This window comes from Pseudomonas sp. UBA5706, from assembly GCF_002419965.1.
Taxonomy (GTDB): Bacteria; Pseudomonadota; Gammaproteobacteria; order Pseudomonadales; family Pseudomonadaceae; genus Aquipseudomonas.
Map to the genome: position 1 here is coordinate 23,654 of NZ_DIHC01000003.1, position 17,149 is coordinate 40,802.

Genomic DNA, 17,149 nt, shown 5'->3' on the forward strand with positions numbered 1-17,149 from the left:
CTTCAGTCTCCAAGCGGCAAGCCGTCTTCGCCGCCGCGGTAGTCGTCGAGTGCCAGCTTGATGCGGCGCAGACGTTCCTGATTGTCATCAGGGGCGATCAGCGCCAGTTCCGTGGCCAGCACATCGATGGTCAACAGCATGCCGTAGCGTGCCGCCGTCGGTTTATAGATGAAATTGGTTTCGGCGATCTGCAGTGGCAGCAGCACATCGGCAAGCTCTGCCAACGGTGAGCCGGGCAGGGTGATCGCCAGAATCTTCGCGCCGTAGCTGCGGGCCAGTCCCACGGCGTCCAGCAGCTCCGGCGTGCGCCCGCTCAGGGAGCAGACGATCAGGCTGTAATCGGGGCCAAGGGTGGCGGCGATCAAGCGCATCATGACCGGGTCGCGGCAGGCAGCAATGGGATAGCCGAGACGCACGAGGCGGGTCTGCAATTCTTCGCTGCACAGGCTGGAGCAGCCACCCATGCCGAAACTGTGGACCATGCGTGCTTGGGTTAGCAGGGCGACCGCGGCCTTGAAGCGGGTGTCGTCGAAACCCGCCAGATGCTGGCGCAGGGTGGATTCGATATCGCTGACGATCCGGGTGAAAAACGCTGACTGATCCGGCGCCTGTTCAGGCTTGAGAAAGCGACTGCCCACGCCGCTGGCCTGGGCCAGTTGCAGGCGCAGGTCGCGCAGGTCCTTGCAGCCAACCGAGCGGGCGAACCGCGACAGCGTGGCGCTGCTGACTTCGGCGCGCGTGGCCAGCTCGTCAAGGCTGGCGCCGGCGCAAAAGGCAACGTCGCTGAGAATCAGCCTGGCGATTCGCCCTTCGCCGGCGCTGAATGCGTCCTGGCGCGCGCGGATCTGATAAAGAATGTCCACTTAAAGCACCTGTGCCAGACCCAGGGTCAGGACGAAGGCGATCACCGAGATCAGCGTCTCCAGCACCGTCCATGTCTTGAAGGTTTGCGCCACGGTCATGTTGAAATACTCCTTGATAAGCCAGAAACCGCCGTCGTTGACGTGGGAAAAGATCACCGAACCGGCGCCGGTGGCCAGCACCAGCAACTCGGGGTGCGGGTAGCCAAGCCCCGTCGCCACGGGTGCCACGATACCGGATGCAGTGGTCATCGCGACCGTCGCGGAGCCCGTCGCTACCCGCATCAACGCTGCAAACAGCCAGCCCATGAGCAGCGGCGAAAGGTGGAAGTCCTGTGCCAGCCCGACGATTTCGTTGGTTACACCGCTGTCGACCAGGATTCGGTTCAGGCCGCCACCGGCGCCGACTAGCAGGGTAATGCTGGCAGTAGGCGCCAGGCATTGCTGGGTGAACTTGAGGATCGAGTCACGATTGAAGCCTTGGGCGATGCCCAGGGTCCAGAAGCTCAGCAAAGTCGCCAGCAGCAGGGCGATGACCGAATTGCCGACGAACAGCAGCAAACTGTTGAAGGCGCTCCCGGGTGTAGAAATCAGATTGGCCCAGCCGCCCAACAGCATCAGCACCACCGGCAGCAGGAGGGTCGCCATGGTAATGGTGAAACTCGGCAGTTGCTGGCGTGGCTCGCGTTCCAGAAACTGTTTGGCCAGCGGGTTTTCATCAGGCAACTGAATGCGCGGGGCGATGAATTTGGCGTAGACGGGGCCGGCAATGATCGCGGTAGGGATGCCGATCAGGATCGCGTACAGCAGCGTCTGGCCCACCGAAGCCTGATACACCTGCACGGCCAGCATCGCTGCGGGGTGGGGTGGCACCAGCGCATGGACCACCGACAGACCGGCGACCATCGGCAGGCCAACCATTAGCAGTGAAACCCCTACCTGGCGCGCCACTGTGAACGCAATCGGTACCAACAGCACGAAGCCGACTTCGAAAAACAGCGGCAGGCCGACCAGAAAGGCGATGCAGACCATTGCCCAGTGTGCATTTCGCTCACCGAAGCGGGCAATCAGCGTGCGCGCCACCTGCTCGGCGCCTCCGGACTCGGCCATCATTTTGCCCAACATAGTGCCCAGGGCAACCACCAGCGCGATATGCCCGAGCGTCTTCCCGACCCCGCCTTCATAGGAGGCGACCACTGACGTTGCAGGCATTCCGGCAACGAGCGCCAGCCCGACCGAAATGAGGGTGATGACGACGAACGGGTTAAGACGAAAGCGCGCGATCAGCACGATCAGGGCGATGATGGCGACGGCGGCATAGATCAACAGAGACAAGCCGGTAGAGGGAGGCATGCGACGGTTCCTTGCAGAGAAAGTGAGGAGTCAGGGCTTGGCACGCCACTCAGGTCGGGCGCGGACAAGCGGTGAAAACAGTCTCGGCAGTAGGTCTCGCAAAGGGTTCGCAAAGCGCAATAGCAGGTAGGGAGCGACGATCACAGGCAGTCATTATTGTTATCTCTGATTTCGTGGTGAAAATTAAATTACACGAAGGCAGATAAATATATCAATTTATGAAAATTAATTTCTTTCTTTGGCCGGGATTCCGGTGGCAGCGCTGGTTGCCGACGAGCATGGGTCGCAGATTGTCACCGTCGGCCAGCAGCACCGCTGGCCGGGATCACCCTGGCGGATGGATCATCCTGCGCTGAACCTGTCGCGATAGGCCTGCGGCGTCACCGATACAGTGCGCAGGAAGCTGCGGCGCAGCGTCTCTTCGGTGCCGAAGCCGCACCGGGCGGCGATACGTTTGATAGGCAACGCGCTGTCTCCCAGCAGGCGGCGCGCCGCCTCAACGCGCAGTTGTTCGATCGCCCTCGCCGGGGTATGGCCGGTGTGGGCGCGGTAGTGGCGCACGAAGCTGCGTTCGCTCATCCCGACCTGCGCGGCGAGGGTCGCAACCGACAGATCGCTGGCCAGGTTGTCGAGAATCCACGCGTGCAGATCACCGAAACGGCTGTCCTGGCCCCGCGTGGCGTGTTGCATCGACAGCGCGGTGCTGAACTGGGACTGACCGCCGGGGCGCTTGAGGAACACCACCAGATCCCGCGCCACTGCCAGGGCGACACCGCGCCCCAGATCGGCTTCCACCATTGCCAGCGCCAGATCGATGCCCGCCGTCACGCCGGCTGAGGTCCACAATGCGCCTTCGTTGATGAAGATCGGCTCGGGATCAACCTGCACACCCGGGTAGCGGCGGGCCAGCTCGTCGCAGCTGTCCCAGTGCGTGACCACCCGGTGCCCCTCCAGGATGCCCGCTTCGGCGAGCAGGAATGCGCCAGTGCACACCGAGGCGATCCGCCGCGCACTTGCCGCTCGATCGCGCACCCAGCGCAACAGGTTTTGATCCCGCACCGCGGCGTGCACCCCGCGGCCGCCAGCGATGATCAGTGTGTCCGAGGGCGTTGCCGGCAGCGGGTGGGTGTGCAGCCCCAATCCTGCAGAAGAGACGACGCAGCCCTTTTGGTGGGCAATGACGCTGAGTGAGTAGGGCGCCGCACGTCCGTGTTGCGCCGCATGAACATTGGCCGATGCGAAAACCTGCAGCGGCCCGGTGACATCGAGCAACTGCACGTTAGGGAAGGCCAGGATGTGAATCGACCTGAGTGCGATAGTCATGGGTGAGCGCCGCCTGGAAAACAGAAATATCCTACGTCAACACTGTTTTTGTACAGACCACATCCACCGAGCATAACGATAAGCGCCTCATTGTTCGTGGGTTATACCTGCTCCGAGCCGTCGTATGGCGACGGAGAGAAACCCCATCAGGCAAACGAGTCCTCCAACGATCCCCATCACAACAAATAGCCAGCGTATGTCGATCAGCTCCCCCAAAGGGGTGATCAATGCCAGTCCGAGCGGAGCACCCAGTCCCAGCAGCATATTCATCAACGAAAGAACCCGCCCCTGCTGGTGATTGGGAATACTGCTTTGCAGAAGGGCCGTCAGCGGAGCCTCTCCCAAAATAAAGGTCAGACTGCTAAGCATCCAACAGACAGTGGCAATTCCAAACAGACTGGCTGGCATCAGACCCGTCAGCGCGATGGCAAAGCTTGAGACTGAAAGTCCCAGCATCCAGGAAATTTTTTTGCGTGGCGCGAAGAAGGCCACAACGAGCCCCCCGACGATTATCCCTGCGCCCGCCATGCCCTCAATTAGCGCAACATCCGGCGCGCTACCGCCAAAGTGCGTCTTCACAAGCAAAGGAGCTAATGTGAATGCGGGCGAGGTCGTCAGCATCAAAACGCCAATCATCAGGTAAAGGCGCCGTAAGCCGGGATGACCCCAGACCACATTCAAGCCTTCTTTAAACTCCCCCCATAGGCCTGACAGGCCAGCACGACTGTGGGTCAAGATTTGCGGAATACGGTAGATAAGCAAAGGCAAACATCCCAGCAGCGCTGTAAAGACGTCGATGGACAACGCCCAGCCCAATGGCATCACACTCATGGCGAGTGCCCCCAAAGGGGCGGCCGCAACCAGCGTTATTCCCTGCATAGTCTGGTTCAGACCTGCGGCTCGGGATAAGAAGCTGCGCGGTACCAGCATGGCAACACTGGCTGATGCGGCCGGCATCTGAAAGGATTGCATGGAACTGCGTATAAATAGCATGGTGAAAACGTGCCATAACTCAATACGTTCACTCAGAAACAGCGCTATCAATACCAACATACACAGGGCGCTTACTGTATCAGCGACGATCATCAGCATACGCCGGCTATAACGGTCAGCGAATGTGCCACCCAGCGGACTTATTAGTGCCTGTGGCAATAACGCTGCCGTACCGGCAATGGCCAATGTCGCGATACTGCCGGTGGTATCTGTTATCCACCAAATAAGAATAAATTGGGTTAATGCTGAGCCAACCAAGGACAGCGCTTGCCCGGAGAATATGGCCCAGAAGCGCAGCCGCCACTCGGGATTGGAATCGTAAAACGAATCCGCGAGCGACGTATCTTTTGCTCCGGAAATACTGGGTGTGGTCATGCTGGGAAAGCCTGTTAATCATCGTAGGCAGAAAGTGCAAACACATAGATGTCCGCATTCGATTCGGCATGTTGATAACCCGTCCGGCCTGGGAGCGGTGAGCTGATTGTCAGATAATTAAATTCGCCAACATGCAAACCTCGACAGTAAGAAAATGCGTTGGCGATGATAACAGCGGAGTTCCATGATGAAAAAAGCGATTTATTGTAACGAGCCTTATCGGTAAAAATCACATAGGTGGCAGCCAACCAGCCACGTTTAAGAACAATGCAGAAACGCGTTATCTGTGCCTTTAGTTCAGGAACTTCCGTTTTCCAGGCGAACCTCGGGCGATATCTTCGCTGAATTGGCGGAAACTGTTGGGTTAATGGCGTAACCGCCAAAATGGATCTGGCTACAGTGAGCGCGTTCACTGACTCAAGTACGAAAATCCCCACCCTACAGGAGCGCACTTTATGACTCTGCACATCGGTCTGCTGGTATTTCCCAAGGTTCAGCAGTTGGATCTGACCGGTCCTTACGACGTTTTTGCCAGCATACCCGGCGTGACCGTGCACCTGGTCTGGAAGAACCTCGATTCGCTGCTGTCTAGCACCGGACTGAATCTGCTGCCGACCCGGACTTTCGACGATTGCCCCGATCTGGACGTGATCTGTGTGCCAGGCGGCCTTGGCATTGATGCCTTGCTGGAGGACGCAGAGACACTGAACTTCATCAAGCGACAGGCAAACAATGTGCGCTACGTGACGTCAGTGTGTACCGGGACGCTGGTATTGGGGGCGGCCGGCCTACTTGAAGGCAAGCGTGCGACCACGCACTGGGCGTCTCATGATTTGCTAGAGCAATTCGGCGCGATCCCGGTTCAGGAGCGTGTGGTGCGCGACGGCAATCTGATGACCGGTGGCGGGGTGACGGCAGGCATTGACTTCGCGCTGACCCTGATCGGCGAGCTCTTCGATACCGACATTGCCCAGACTATCCAGCTGCAAATCGAATATGCCCCGGCGCCGCCTTTTGATGCTGGTCGTCCGGACACCGCGCCTGCCGCTGTGCTGGCTGTCGCAAAAGAGCGTGCGGCGCCAGGGCTCGAAGCGCGTCGACGGATCGTCGAACGAGTAGCGGCAGTGCGTGGTCAAGCCTTTGGCGGTTGAGCCTTGATCTCGTACCAGCAAAGAAACAGATCCAGGGCCGACTCCACCACGGGCAGCTGTTTGTCAGGTGCCAGTAGCGGTTCGTTCAGGGTGACCTGAGGCCAGAAGGCAAACGCCTTGAGCAGCGCGTGAATCTGAGACGCGGCGAAACCCGGGTCGACGGCCTTGAGGCGGCCGTCCTGCTGGGCACCGCGGACCCAGACGGTGAAGGTCTCTTCGCGCTCATTGAGGCGATTGACCCAGGCCTGCGCACGTTCGGGAGAGTGGATGGTGGCGCCAATAGCGACCCGCGCAAGGTCAATGAAGTTGCTGTCACCGAGCGTTTTCATCTTGGCGCTCAGCAGTTCGCGCAGTTGATCACGCAGCGGGACGTCGCAGCGGTAGGCGGCATCAGGTTGCGCGGTGGCCCTGGCCCAAAGACGCTGGAGCATCTCCGAAAACAGTTCTTCCTTGCTCGGGAAATGGTTGTAGACCGTGCGTTTTGAAACTTCCGCCCGGGCCGCGATGCGGTCCATGCTGGTGACTTCGAAACCGTTGTCACGGAATTCGGCAATGGCCGCCTGCACGATGGATTCGCGTTTACGGTCGGTCAGGCGCAGCGGAAGAGTCATGGCATCGCTTCTAAGGGGTTGGGTCAGGCCAGGGGATCACTGGATACACTGACAGTAAATTACACCGAGCAGTTTACTTCCGTTTGCGGATCGTTCAAGCTAGAAACTACACCGTGTAGTGTAAAATCCTGTTACAACTTCCTCCTTACTTCTTCGCGTCGTATGCAACATTCTGCAACGCCTCCGCCGTTGCAGAAACCTCCACCCGTTTCATGGAGTCAGCACCTCATGGCCTCGCTCGAAAAAAACCTCGATAACGTTGCTCCGTTGCCCGTCCTTTCCCGAAAGGAGGGCCGCTATCGCAATCACAAGCCGATGAAGCGTTCCGGGTTCTTCAAGACCATGCGTATTTTCTGGAACGCCATGGTCAACAAGCCTCGGCACACGCGTCCGTTGGGCGAGATTCCGGTCCAACCGCTGTCCCGCCAACAGTTGCTGGCCGCGCCAAACAACACGGTGTATCGGCTTGGTCACTCCACGGTGCTGCTGAAACTGCGCAATCAGTATTTCCTTACCGACCCGGTGTTCGCCGAACGCGCATCGCCCATTCAGTGGGCCGGCCCTCGGCGTTTTCACCAGCCGCCCATCAGCCTGGAAGATTTGCCGCCATTGAAGGCCGTGATTCTTTCGCACAATCATTACGATCACCTCGACCACATGAGCATTCAGGTGCTCAAAGACAAGGCTGAGCACTTCATCGCGCCGCTTGGGGTGGGCGACACGCTGATCGAGTGGGGTGTTCCTGCAGCGAAGGTGCAGCAGTTGAACTGGTGGCACTCAACGGAAATACACGGCATTCGTTTCGTTGCCACGCCCGCCCAGCACTTTTCCGGGCGCAGCTTGCGCGACGCCAACCAGACGCTGTGGGCATCGTGGGTGATGATCGACGGCCAGCAGCGGATTTTCTTCAGTGGCGACACCGGCTACCACGACGGCTTCAAGATGATCGGCGAGCAATACGGGCCGTTCGACCTCACCCTGATGGAAACCGGCGCTTACGATGCCGAGTGGCCTGATGTGCACATGCAGCCGGAAGAAACATTGCAGGCGCATATCGACGTGCGCGGCAAATGGCTGCTGCCGATTCATAACGGCACGTTCGATTTGGCCATGCACGCCTGGCACGAGCCGTTCGACCGGATCCTGAACCTGGCCTGGGACCGCAGCATCAGTATCACCACGCCGCAAATGGGCCAGGCGTTCTACATCGATTATCCCAGTCGGGGCGAAGCGTGGTGGCTGAAAGTCGAGAACGCGGTCGAAAGCGGCAATCCGACATCACCACGTTGTGGGCGTCGTTGCAATCGCCGGCCAGAACGGGCTGCCAGTCGCGGATAGGCTGCGAGATTCCAGAATGGCGTTGCTCATGCAACGCTCTGTCGCCATTCAGGGGTGTGAAACATTGATTCCGGCCATCCTGATTTTTAAATCGCTCTCGGCAGTTTTCAGTTTGTCGCGTACCTGACCCTCGCTGCCTAATGACGATCCGATCATTTCAAGGCGAGCACTATGCAAAGCAGCGACATGGAAAGTACGCAACGCACACATACTGGCCTATCGTCTACTCAAGCCTTGTGCCTGATGAGCGCGGTCGTGCTCGTGGCATTGAATCTTCGTCCGTCGATGGCTGCCGTCGGGCCGCTGCTGTCGGCTATTCGGGATGACGTGCCTTTGAGCTTTGGCGCGGCATCGCTACTCACCATGCTCCCGGTCATGGCCATGGGCGGGGCAATGTTCTTTGGGCTGCGCATCGGCCAGTGGATGGGGCAAGACCGCGCCATCGCGGTATCGCTGTTGGCCATCGGCGTCGCGACGCTGGGTCGGCTGTGGCTGGACAGTGCCTTTCAGTTGATTCTCAGCGCAGTGCTTGCCGGTCTCGGTATTGCCCTGATCCAGGCGCTGATGCCGGTGCTGATCAAGTCGCGATTCAGTCAAAATATTGCGTTGTGCATGGGCCTGTATGTCAGCTCGATCATGGGCGGAGCGGCGTTGGCGGCGTCATTTTCCCCGTTGGTGCTGCAGAGCACCGGCAGTTGGCGCGCCGGCATGGCGATCTGGGCCGTGCTGGCGTTGGTCGCTCTACTGGTCTGGATGGCGCAGCGTTCAGCACCTGCACAGCTAAAACCCTCGTCTGCCAAGGTTGGTGAGTCATTTTTCCGTAGTCCCCGGGCCTGGTTGCTGGGCCTGTTCTTCGGCCTGGGCACTGCGTCTTACACCTGCGTATTGGCCTGGCTGGCGCCGTACTACGTCGAGCAGGGCTGGAGCGAACAGGACGCGGGGCTGGTGCTGGGGTTTCTGACTGCGATGGAAGTCCTGTCCGGCCTCATAGCGCCTGCCCTCGCCAACCGTAGTCGCGACCGGCGGTTGGTCATAGCGGTACTACTGATCTTGATGGCTGCCGGTTTTTGCGGGCTGACCCTCATTCCCCGGACACTGCCGCTGATCTGGCCGTGCCTGTTGGGTATGGGTATTGGCGGTCTGTTCCCGATGAGCCTGATCGTCTCGATGGATCACCTTGATGAACCGCGTCGGGCAGGCGCACTGACTGCGTTCGTTCAAGGCATCGGTTACCTGATTGCCGGGCTGTCGCCGTTGTTGGCAGGGATGATTCGCGACATCACCGGCAGCTTCGAAGGCGCTTGGTGGTCGCTGCTGACAGTGATCGTGCTGATGTTGTTGATCGTTGTGCGTTTCGATCCAAGGCACTACCGGCAACGTCTTGAATGAAGGGTCGGTGGCTGCGGGTTTGATGCTATGGTGCGCCGTTTCTACCCAGCCTCGCAGCCGGGGGGGCTCAAAGGACGGATACGATGCTGAGCAGTAACTCCCTGAGGAAAATCGACGTTCAAGACCTGATGGTGTTCGTCGCGGTGTACGAGCGCGCCACGCTCACCGAAGTCTCCGACGTCTTGCACGTTAGCCCGTCGACGGTCAGTTATTGTCTGAAAAAGTTGCGAGTGGGCTTTGAAGACGAATTGTTCATCAGCACGCGCAGCGGGATGCAGCCACGCGCAAGGCCGCGGCGATGTTCGGCCATGTACAGCAGATCCTGCACTCGCTCAACCTATGCCACTCAGGCCTGCGCACGTTCGATCCCGGCAGCCGGGCGTGGACCTTCAGTGTGAGCGCTCCGGAATATTTTGAGCTGCTGATTCTGCCGCCCTTGGTGCGCCGCTTTGTTGCCGGCGACCATCAGGTGGTGATCAACGTGCTTCAACCCGAGAAGGATCTGCCGTTAGACGCACTCAATGACGGGCAGCTCGATCTGGCGCTGTGTTTCGGACCGGGTTTCAATCGCTTGCCCAATGGCCTGAACTCTCAGACTCTGCTGAAGGATGACCTGGTCTGCGTGGTGGACAAACATTACGCACCGCAAACCGCGGTGGTGACTATCGACACGTTTGTCACGCGTCACCACGTCTATCCGACACCTTGGGTGTCCGACGCCAATCTCATCGACCGCTGGCTGACTGGTCAGGGCAGAGAACGGCACATCGCGGCCCGCGCGAATACCTATGGCTCGGCGCTGCAACTGGTGGAGGGCACCGACCGCTTCCTCACGCTGCCCCGACGTATTCTCGCCGTACTGGGCACGCCGCCATGGCTGGCGGTGCGAGAGTTGCCGAACGATCTGCCCACGTTTTCACTGGAAATGGTCTGGAGCGAGCGTGCCAACCAGGACCAAGCCAATGGCTGGCTTCGCGAGCAGATTCTGGGCGTGTGCGCAGATCAGGGTTTGTTCTGATTGCGCTCCTTATCCTGATCCTGGACTTTAGGCGGTTCTGGACGTCGAGTTTGTTCGCCTTGCTGGTTGGCCTGCTTGTGTTTTTCGCCGACCTTGCTGGCATTTTCCGGTTTGTGGTCCAGGTCTTCACGGTTTGATTCTTTGGGCATCATTCACTCTCCTGTAAGTGTTGCGACCCGCGACCTTACGCACAGTCGCTCAGCCGATTGATCAACATCAGCGCTTCGTCTTTGAACAAGGGTTGCTTCATACGTTCGGCGAGTAGGGCCAACTCGCGTTCGTGCTGGCAGCCAACCACCGCTGCCACCACGCCCTGTTTGCAGATCAGCGCAAGAAACTCGAAGGTCTCCGGCTCACCCAGATAGACGATCTCGTCCCATTCATCAGCGTGCCCCAGATAGTCCAGGCGCTTGCCGAAATGAAAGGTCCAGAAGAACGGCACGTCGGTGTAGTGCTTGTCCTCGCCTAGCATATTGCTCGCGGCGATGCGCGCATGTTGCTGAGCCAGACGCCAATGCTCGATCCGTTGAGGCTGGCCGTTGATGGGGAAAGTGGCGATATCGCCCGCCGCCCATAAATCCTTGCCGGCCTTCATCCCGGAATCCACCGCCAGCGATCCGTCCTTTTCAAGCTCAAGACCGTCGATGAATTGTGTGGAGGGCGTGACGCCGATGCCGATCAGTGCGAGGTCCACCGGCAAACGCTCACCATTATTGAGCACTGCAATCTTCAGGTTTCTGTCTTGCGAATCCGCATCGCTTTCGAACCGGCTGACGTCGACGTGGGTGCGGAACAGCACGCCGTTTTGCTCATGCAGCGAACGAATAGCCTTGCCAATCCGCTCACCCAGTTGTGCAGCGAACGGCACCTCGTGACGGGCGAGTACAGTGACGTTGACCCCATGCTTGCGCAGGGCAGATGCAGCCTCCAGCCCGATAAAGCTGTCGCCGACGATCAGCGCCTGTTTGCCAGGGGTGGCGGCAGTGAGAATCTTTTTCGCATCGTCCCGGGAGCGCAGCGTTAGCACTTGCGCAAGATCGGCGCCAAGCAGAGGCAGGGCGCGAGGCTCACCGCCGGTCGTGATCAGCGCCGCGTCATAGTCAAAGCGGCGACCATCGGCCAGTGTCAAACGCTTGTTGACGACATCCAGTTTCATCACCTCGCCCTGAATGCGCTCGATCCGGTTCTCAGCATAAAATGCATCTTCGCGCAGAGGCGGTGTGTCGTCAGGGCCCATGTCTGCCGAGAGTACGAATTTGCTGAGCGCCGTTCTGTCGTAACCGGGCGTGGTCTCTCGATCCATCAGCAGCAGGCGGCCGTTGAAGCCTTTTTCACGCAGGGCGCAGGCGGCTGCCGTTCCTGCAGCTCCGGCGCCTATCACGATAAAGCAACGTGGGTCGTCCGGCAGAAGGGTGCGTTGTGTTTGCATGGCCTGATCGTCGACGTGAATCTGATCGTCGACGATCTGCAGGGGGTAGCGGGTAAGGGCATCCAGTGCAGGCGGTTCGCACAGATGCCCATCGGAGATGGCGAACTCTGCCTTGTGCCACGGACAGATCAGGTGACCGTTGCAGACCGCGCCGTCGGCCAACGGTGCGCCCGCGTGCGGGCATTCGGCTTGATAGGCACGGACCTCTTCGCCATGGCGCACCAGCAGGATTTTTCTTTCGCCAGCTTCAACCTCAATTCCACGATCTTGACGAAGATCGGCCAGGCTAGCGACTCGATGCATTGGCATTGTAAGTTCCTCCCAGGCTTTATTCTGGGAGTAGGCGGTCGATAAGGAGGTTCAGCGAATTTGATGGACCGTCGAGCGGTTGGCTCAAAGCCTTTGACGACAAGCTCGATCGCACGTATTTCGCCTGCAACGTGCCGCTTGCCACTCATGATTGTCGTGAGCTGTCAGCGCACTAACCCCAATCGCTCATGCCATTGGGCAATCGACTCTTGCGGATACTGCTCGAACTGCTGATCGTTCGGGGCCTCCTGCACTTCGACCCACGATGCCTTCGAATCCAGCAACAGGTGCGTGTGCTCGGGCGGGGTCGGCAGGGGCGTATCTATGGCCGAGGCGAACGGATGGATCAGGTCTGGCCATTGCGGGCTGAACAGCCATAACGCGCTGCCACAATGCTTGCAGAAATGCCGCTCGGCACTGCTGGTGTGAACGTGCTTATGCTCCGCGTCGCGCATTTTCGCGTGGTAGATGGCAATGCTGTCCTTGCCCTTGATCTTCAGGCTTTTGGCGTCGCCGCCCAGGTTGATCGAGTAACCGCCTCCGCCCTGCGTCTTGCGACAGATCGAGCAGTAGCAGCGTTGATAAGGGTAGGGGTGGGCGCTGGTCAGACTGAACTCTACTTCGCCGCAATGGCATGAACCTTCCAGATGCATGGTGGCCTCCGCGTTAAGGGACAGGATCTCTTAGCTCTAGACCGCACCCGGCACCGGGGTTCGATGTTTTCTCGAACGCTCGTTCGGTTTGTTGCCTGACGCAGTTGCATGAACCACGCTGCTTAAAGGTTTCACCTCAATCGCTTGCCTGCACCCGGCCTTGGCTTGCATGATTCTCCCCGACTAATAATTCCTGGCGGGCTGAACCTGCCGAACAGATAGGTGACAAGGCAATGGACGATGTGAATCGTGATTTCAGCAGCTGGCTGCGTTCCCCGGGTCACCAGGCCTGGCTGGCGCAAGAGGGCAATCGCCTGCTGGCGTTCGCCAAGGCAGCCAGGCTGCCCCAAGGGTTCGGCAATCTGGACGACCAAGGGCGGCTGCCAGCAGACGCGGTCGCCGAGACCATGAATACCGCGCGCATGACCCACAGTTTCGCCCTGGCCCATATCAACGGTATCCCCGGCTGTGCCGAGCTGGTCGATCACGGTATCGCCGCGTTGGCCGGACCGCTGCGTGATGCCGAGCACGGCGGCTGGTTTGCCAAACCTTTGCAAACGGGCGACGACACAGGCAAGGCTGCCTATCTGCATGCTTTCGTCGCGCTGGCCGCCAGTTCTGCCGTCGTCGCCCAGCGTCCTGGCGCCAAGGCCCTGCTGGAGCAAGCTATCCATGTCATTACCCGGCACTTCTGGAGCGAAGATGAGGGCGCCATGCGCGAATCCTTTTCTCGCGACTGGCGTGATGAGGAGAGCTATCGCGGTGCCAACAGCAACATGCACAGCACCGAGGCGTTTCTGGCGCTGGCCGATGTGACCGGCGACGCGCGCTGGCTGGACCGGGCGCTGAGCATCGTCGAACGGGTCATTCATCAACACGCCGCTGCCAACCACCATCAGGTGATCGAACACTTCACGCTGGCGTGGCAACCGGTCCCGGAATACAACGTCGACAAGCCCGACGACGGTTTTCGCCCTTATGGCACCACCCCCGGGCACGCCTTCGAATGGGCGCGGCTGGTGCTGCATCTGGAAGCGGCGCGGCATAAAGCCCAGTTGCAGACCCCGGCGTGGCTGGTGGAAGACGCGCGATTGCTGTTCGAAAACGCCTGTCGCTATGGCTGGGACGTCGATGGCGCGCCGGGCATCGTCTACACCCTCGATTGGCAGAACCGGCCGGTGGTTCGCCATCGCCTGCATTGGACCCACGCCGAAGCGGCGGCGGCCTCGGCAGCGCTGCTGCAGCGCACTGGCGAGCAACAGTATGAAAACTGGTATCGCACGTTCTGGGAATTCAACGAAACCCTGTTTATCGACCGCGAGCGGGGCAGCTGGCGCCACGAACTGAACCCGCAGAATCAGCCAAGCGCCGATATCTGGGCGGGTAAACCGGACCTTTATCACGCCTATCAGGCCACGCTGCTGCCGGTCCTGCCACTGGCGCAAAGCCTGGCCACTGCGCTGGCGCGTCTGCAGTGATTGGTATGGGCGATTCATCGAATCGATGGACACCTTGGCCTTGTAGAGCTAGGCATCGTTGCCGCCTTGGAAGCTTGTCACTCGCGCGTCTGAAATCGTGCGCGAGTTGCTACTGACGCTGCGCGATGGCTATGCAATTCGCGGTGAGATTGTCGTGCATAAAACTGTCGTCGTCGAACAGGGCGCCGCGCTCAAGGGCCCGCTGATTATTGGCCCGGATTGCTTCGTCGCCAGCGGCGCTTGTCTGCGCGGCGGTTGCTGGGTCGGTATCTTCGGCCCCGGCGCGGAACTGAAAACGTCGTCGGTGTTTGACCGCACCAAGCGGGCGCATTTCAACTTTGTCGGCGATTCGGTACTGGGGGCGGGGGTCAAGCCAACCGCTCTGTCACCCGTATCACCTGCCGGGCGATGTAGGCGCCGGTAACGATCACGCCAAACAGGCGCAGGGTCTGCATCGCCAGCACGAAGCCGACATCCGAGTGCGTGTCAATGGCAATGATCGCCATGGCGTCGAGCCCGCCGGGACTGGTGGCCAGGTACACCGATAGGAAGTCCTTGCCCATCATCTGGGCAATCACCCCTGCGGACATCGCGCACAGCAGAATCAGCAGCAGCGCAGCGGCGATCATGGCCGGCAGACGCCGCCATACGTAGCCGATGGTGACGCGGTCAAAACGCAGCCCGATGTAACCGCCGATGGCGCCGTAAGCGATTGCCAGCAGCCAGGTCGGCAGGGTGATCTGCAGCAGGCCGCTCAATTGCAGGGCGCCCCCAAGCAACAGCGGCACCAGCAAGGCCCCGGCAGGCACGCGCGCGCCGAGGGTGACGCCGACCACGATCACCAACAGGCTGAGCCCCAGATTGAGCAGGTTGAACGCCTGCAGGACAGCATCGGTACTGTGGGCATCGGTGCCGCCGGTGCCCGCGCCAATGAAGCGGCTGACCAGCGCGCCTACCATTACCACGCAGACCACCCTTACGTACTGCATGGTCGCCACGACCCGCGAGTCAGCACCGTAATCCTCGGCCATCGCCACCATCGCCGAGGCTGCGCCCGGCGACGTCCCCCAGGCAGCGGTGCTGCCCTGAAGACCACCCCAGCGCGCGAGCCCCACCCCCACCGCTGCGCTCAGCGCGACTGTGAGCAGGGTGGCGAAGACCATCACATGCCACGAATGAAGTGCCGTGATCAGCACCCCCATAGTCATCGAATGGGCCACCAGCACGCCCACCGTACCCTGGCCCAGGCGGAAGGCATGCTTGGGCATTCGGATCGAGGCGCCGGACACGCCGAAGCCGATCGCAACCAGCATCGGGCCGAGAAACAGCGCGGCGGGAACATCGAAAGAGCGGAACACCTGACCGGCGCTACCGGCTAGCAGTATGAGCAACAGCCATTGCACCCACGGCTGCAGGGTTTGAAGGGAAAACGAGACGGAGCGTGACAACGAGGATCTCCAAAGCATGGGCTGTTTCCTGGTGGAATTTCGTCCATTGCCGCGAAGTATCGACAGTTGAATCGATCAAGTCTATTTTCTAATAATCATGAATCGATAACTTTGGTTGATATATGGACCTGCGCGACTTGACCTATTTCGAAACCATCGCCGAACTCGGTCACCTGGGGCGTGCCGCGGAAAAGCTCAACCGTAGCCAGCCCGCACTGACCAAGAGCATTCAACGGCTGGAAGCTTCGTTCGGCACCAGGTTGTTTCAGCGCGATGGACGCCGGATCAAGCTGACCCCGGTGGGCGAGTTGCTGCAAGCCCGGGGCAAGATGCTGCAGCAGAGCATCGCCCAGACCCAGCGCGAAGTACGTGACTTCGCTAGCGGCGCAGTGGGGGAGATCCGCTTGGGATGTGCGGCGACCATGGCCGAGTACCTGTTGCCGGAGTTGACCGATGCCTTACTCAAACGCTCGCCGGACATCGTTCTCAAGTTGGTGATCGGTCAGGATGACATGCTCCGCGAGCAACTGCGTTCGGGGCATCTGGACATGATCATCTGTTCCCAGCGCGGTGTTGAAGACGAATTCATCGCGCATCCGATCCTGACCGATGAGGCGGTGGTCATCGCCAGTCGCAACCACCCGGTCTTCAATGGGTCGTTTCAGATGAGCGATCTGTGCAACTATCGCTGGGTCTTGCCGCCGTCGGGGGTGTCGTCACGGATGTGGGTCGACGAAGCTTTTACCCGTCACAACCTGCCGCTGCCGGTGGTGCAGATCGAGGCCAACTCCATTTCCCTGCTGCCCAGGCTGATTGCCCAGACCCGGTTGTTGAGCTTTATCGCTCGGGAAACGTTGGAGTATGGCAAGAACATGCAATACCTGCGCGAGGTGCCGCTGGAATCGACCACCATGACGTGGACCATCTGCGTCATCCTGCGCCGCGAAGGCTATCTGTCGCCCGCAGCCCATGCGATGGCGCAGATGCTGCGCGACGACGGCGGGTCGTTTTTCAGCTGGGTGTGATCCCGGCACGATCAGGAGTAGCCTTGAACGCCTGCCGACACCAATCGAATCGGCATCGATCGACACCGGACAGACTGTTGGAGAAACCTGTCATGCATGCACAAACACATGTAAGCACCACGCGCAACGTCAACTCGTACCTGCTGAGCGACGAAGACGAACACTTCGGTGGCGACCAGTCACCGCTCAACGATGCCGACGCCGACGAAGACCGCGATCCGGAAGCCGAGCTGGATCTTGGCGAGCTGCAGCTTGATGAGTTTGAGGATTCGGACAAGCTGGATATCGGGTCGTCGACGTTGGGGTGAAGCGTTACATGATGAAGTCCGAAGGCATGGCTGCCACGCTTTAAAAGCGGATTGTGGCGCGGTCTAGTTTTGATTCTGCCCGCAGGGC

At 59.9% G+C, this 17,149-nt stretch carries 17 protein-coding genes and 1 pseudogene; 7 read left to right on the top strand and 11 right to left on the bottom strand.

What is annotated here, in order from left to right; all coding sequences use genetic code 11:
* Positions 1-2: 2 nt before the first annotated feature.
* From B3I26_RS02130 to B3I26_RS02150, 5 genes are all read right to left on the bottom strand, one after another.
* Positions 3-863 (bottom strand): MurR/RpiR family transcriptional regulator, encoded by an 861-nt coding sequence (locus B3I26_RS02130; protein WP_296254643.1) that lies wholly within the window; start codon positions 861-863, stop codon positions 3-5.
* On the bottom strand, positions 864-2,213 hold the full coding sequence (locus B3I26_RS02135) for a gluconate:H+ symporter (RefSeq protein ID WP_296254646.1): 1,350 nt from the start codon (positions 2,211-2,213) through the stop codon (positions 864-866). It lies immediately after the preceding gene.
* Positions 2,214-2,555: 342 nt separating this feature from the next.
* Positions 2,556-3,536: a GlxA family transcriptional regulator gene (locus B3I26_RS02140; RefSeq protein ID WP_296254648.1), complete on the bottom strand. Its 981-nt coding sequence runs from the start codon at positions 3,534-3,536 to the stop codon at positions 2,556-2,558.
* An 87-nt stretch (positions 3,537-3,623) separates the two neighbouring features.
* Complete coding sequence (locus tag B3I26_RS02145) at positions 3,624-4,904, bottom strand: MFS transporter (RefSeq protein WP_296254649.1); 1,281 nt, start codon at positions 4,902-4,904, stop codon at positions 3,624-3,626.
* Between the two features lie 14 nt (positions 4,905-4,918).
* A complete protein-coding gene (locus B3I26_RS02150) occupies positions 4,919-5,317 on the bottom strand; it encodes a hypothetical protein (protein WP_296254651.1) in 399 nt (132 codons plus the stop codon).
* A 42-nt stretch (positions 5,318-5,359) separates the two neighbouring features.
* Between B3I26_RS02150 and B3I26_RS02155 the strand changes: the two genes are divergently transcribed.
* Positions 5,360-6,055, top strand: a complete 696-nt coding sequence (locus B3I26_RS02155) for a DJ-1/PfpI family protein (RefSeq protein WP_296254653.1) — start codon at positions 5,360-5,362, stop codon at positions 6,053-6,055.
* On the opposite strand, the gene B3I26_RS02160 is transcribed toward B3I26_RS02155, so the two are convergent.
* Entirely contained in the window at positions 6,037-6,666 is a 630-nt protein-coding gene (locus B3I26_RS02160) for a TetR/AcrR family transcriptional regulator (protein ID WP_296254655.1), read from the bottom strand. The two genes, B3I26_RS02155 and B3I26_RS02160, sit on opposite strands and share 19 nt — an antisense overlap.
* Positions 6,667-6,894: 228 nt before the next feature.
* On the opposite strand from B3I26_RS02160, the gene B3I26_RS02165 reads away from it, so the two are divergent.
* From B3I26_RS02165 to B3I26_RS02175, 3 genes and pseudogenes are all read left to right on the top strand, one after another.
* On the top strand, positions 6,895-8,004 hold the full coding sequence (locus tag B3I26_RS02165; RefSeq protein ID WP_296254657.1) for an MBL fold metallo-hydrolase: 1,110 nt from the start codon (positions 6,895-6,897) through the stop codon (positions 8,002-8,004).
* Between the two features lie 186 nt (positions 8,005-8,190).
* Complete coding sequence (locus tag B3I26_RS02170) at positions 8,191-9,393, top strand: CynX/NimT family MFS transporter (protein WP_296254678.1); 1,203 nt, start codon at positions 8,191-8,193, stop codon at positions 9,391-9,393.
* A gap of 83 nt (positions 9,394-9,476) precedes the next feature.
* Positions 9,477-10,411 (top strand): annotated as a pseudogene (locus B3I26_RS02175) (LysR family transcriptional regulator).
* Here the strand turns inward: B3I26_RS02175 and B3I26_RS02180 are convergent.
* The 3 genes from B3I26_RS02180 to B3I26_RS02190 all read right to left on the bottom strand — a co-directional run bounded on the left by B3I26_RS02180 (position 10,396) and on the right by B3I26_RS02190 (position 12,802).
* Complete coding sequence (locus B3I26_RS02180; RefSeq protein WP_296254681.1) at positions 10,396-10,563, bottom strand: hypothetical protein; 168 nt, start codon at positions 10,561-10,563, stop codon at positions 10,396-10,398. The pseudogene B3I26_RS02175 and the gene B3I26_RS02180 sit on opposite strands and share 16 nt — an antisense overlap.
* Before the next feature lie 32 nt (positions 10,564-10,595).
* On the bottom strand, positions 10,596-12,149 hold the full coding sequence (locus B3I26_RS02185) for an FAD-dependent oxidoreductase (RefSeq protein WP_296254660.1): 1,554 nt from the start codon (positions 12,147-12,149) through the stop codon (positions 10,596-10,598).
* A gap of 164 nt (positions 12,150-12,313) precedes the next feature.
* Positions 12,314-12,802 (bottom strand): GFA family protein, encoded by a 489-nt coding sequence (locus B3I26_RS02190; RefSeq protein WP_296254662.1) that lies wholly within the window; start codon positions 12,800-12,802, stop codon positions 12,314-12,316.
* A gap of 233 nt (positions 12,803-13,035) precedes the next feature.
* Between B3I26_RS02190 and B3I26_RS02195 the strand changes: the two genes are divergently transcribed.
* Complete coding sequence (locus B3I26_RS02195) at positions 13,036-14,280, top strand: AGE family epimerase/isomerase (protein ID WP_296254664.1); 1,245 nt, start codon at positions 13,036-13,038, stop codon at positions 14,278-14,280.
* 109 nt (positions 14,281-14,389) lie between these two features.
* Here B3I26_RS02195 and B3I26_RS02200 read toward each other — a convergent pair whose 3' ends face one another.
* Both B3I26_RS02200 and B3I26_RS02205 read right to left on the bottom strand, forming a co-directional pair.
* On the bottom strand, positions 14,390-14,611 hold the full coding sequence (locus B3I26_RS02200; RefSeq protein ID WP_296254665.1) for a hypothetical protein: 222 nt from the start codon (positions 14,609-14,611) through the stop codon (positions 14,390-14,392).
* Positions 14,612-14,648: 37 nt separating this feature from the next.
* On the bottom strand, positions 14,649-15,746 hold the full coding sequence (locus B3I26_RS02205) for an AbrB family transcriptional regulator (protein ID WP_409522071.1): 1,098 nt from the start codon (positions 15,744-15,746) through the stop codon (positions 14,649-14,651).
* Between the two features lie 104 nt (positions 15,747-15,850).
* Between B3I26_RS02205 and B3I26_RS02210 the strand changes: the two genes are divergently transcribed.
* Both B3I26_RS02210 and B3I26_RS02215 read left to right on the top strand, forming a co-directional pair.
* Positions 15,851-16,753 (top strand): LysR family transcriptional regulator, encoded by a 903-nt coding sequence (locus B3I26_RS02210; RefSeq protein ID WP_296254667.1) that lies wholly within the window; start codon positions 15,851-15,853, stop codon positions 16,751-16,753.
* 92 nt (positions 16,754-16,845) lie between these two features.
* Positions 16,846-17,061, top strand: a complete 216-nt coding sequence (locus B3I26_RS02215; RefSeq protein WP_296254668.1) for a hypothetical protein — start codon at positions 16,846-16,848, stop codon at positions 17,059-17,061.
* Positions 17,062-17,149: the final 88 nt, after the last annotated feature.

What these genes read in the sequence shown, in the direction of transcription:
- B3I26_RS02135 (WP_296254646.1), bottom strand. Translation starts at nt 2,213, where the DNA reads ATGCCTCCCTCTACCGGCTTGTCTCTGTTGATCTATGCCGCCGTCGCC.
- B3I26_RS02140 (WP_296254648.1), bottom strand. Translation starts at nt 3,536, where the DNA reads ATGACTATCGCACTCAGGTCGATTCACATCCTGGCCTTCCCTAACGTG.
- B3I26_RS02145 (WP_296254649.1), bottom strand. Translation starts at nt 4,904, where the DNA reads ATGACCACACCCAGTATTTCCGGAGCAAAAGATACGTCGCTCGCGGAT.
- B3I26_RS02155 (WP_296254653.1), top strand. Translation starts at nt 5,360, where the DNA reads ATGACTCTGCACATCGGTCTGCTGGTATTTCCCAAGGTTCAGCAGTTG.
- B3I26_RS02160 (WP_296254655.1), bottom strand. Translation starts at nt 6,666, where the DNA reads ATGACTCTTCCGCTGCGCCTGACCGACCGTAAACGCGAATCCATCGTG.
- B3I26_RS02165 (WP_296254657.1), top strand. Translation starts at nt 6,895, where the DNA reads ATGGCCTCGCTCGAAAAAAACCTCGATAACGTTGCTCCGTTGCCCGTC.
- B3I26_RS02170 (WP_296254678.1), top strand. Translation starts at nt 8,191, where the DNA reads ATGGAAAGTACGCAACGCACACATACTGGCCTATCGTCTACTCAAGCC.
- B3I26_RS02180 (WP_296254681.1), bottom strand. Translation starts at nt 10,563, where the DNA reads ATGATGCCCAAAGAATCAAACCGTGAAGACCTGGACCACAAACCGGAA.
- B3I26_RS02185 (WP_296254660.1), bottom strand. Translation starts at nt 12,149, where the DNA reads ATGCCAATGCATCGAGTCGCTAGCCTGGCCGATCTTCGTCAAGATCGT.
- B3I26_RS02190 (WP_296254662.1), bottom strand. Translation starts at nt 12,802, where the DNA reads ATGCATCTGGAAGGTTCATGCCATTGCGGCGAAGTAGAGTTCAGTCTG.
- B3I26_RS02195 (WP_296254664.1), top strand. Translation starts at nt 13,036, where the DNA reads ATGGACGATGTGAATCGTGATTTCAGCAGCTGGCTGCGTTCCCCGGGT.
- B3I26_RS02200 (WP_296254665.1), bottom strand. Translation starts at nt 14,611, where the DNA reads ATGCGCCCGCTTGGTGCGGTCAAACACCGACGACGTTTTCAGTTCCGC.
- B3I26_RS02205 (WP_409522071.1), bottom strand. Translation starts at nt 15,746, where the DNA reads ATGCTTTGGAGATCCTCGTTGTCACGCTCCGTCTCGTTTTCCCTTCAA.
- B3I26_RS02210 (WP_296254667.1), top strand. Translation starts at nt 15,851, where the DNA reads ATGGACCTGCGCGACTTGACCTATTTCGAAACCATCGCCGAACTCGGT.
- B3I26_RS02215 (WP_296254668.1), top strand. Translation starts at nt 16,846, where the DNA reads ATGCATGCACAAACACATGTAAGCACCACGCGCAACGTCAACTCGTAC.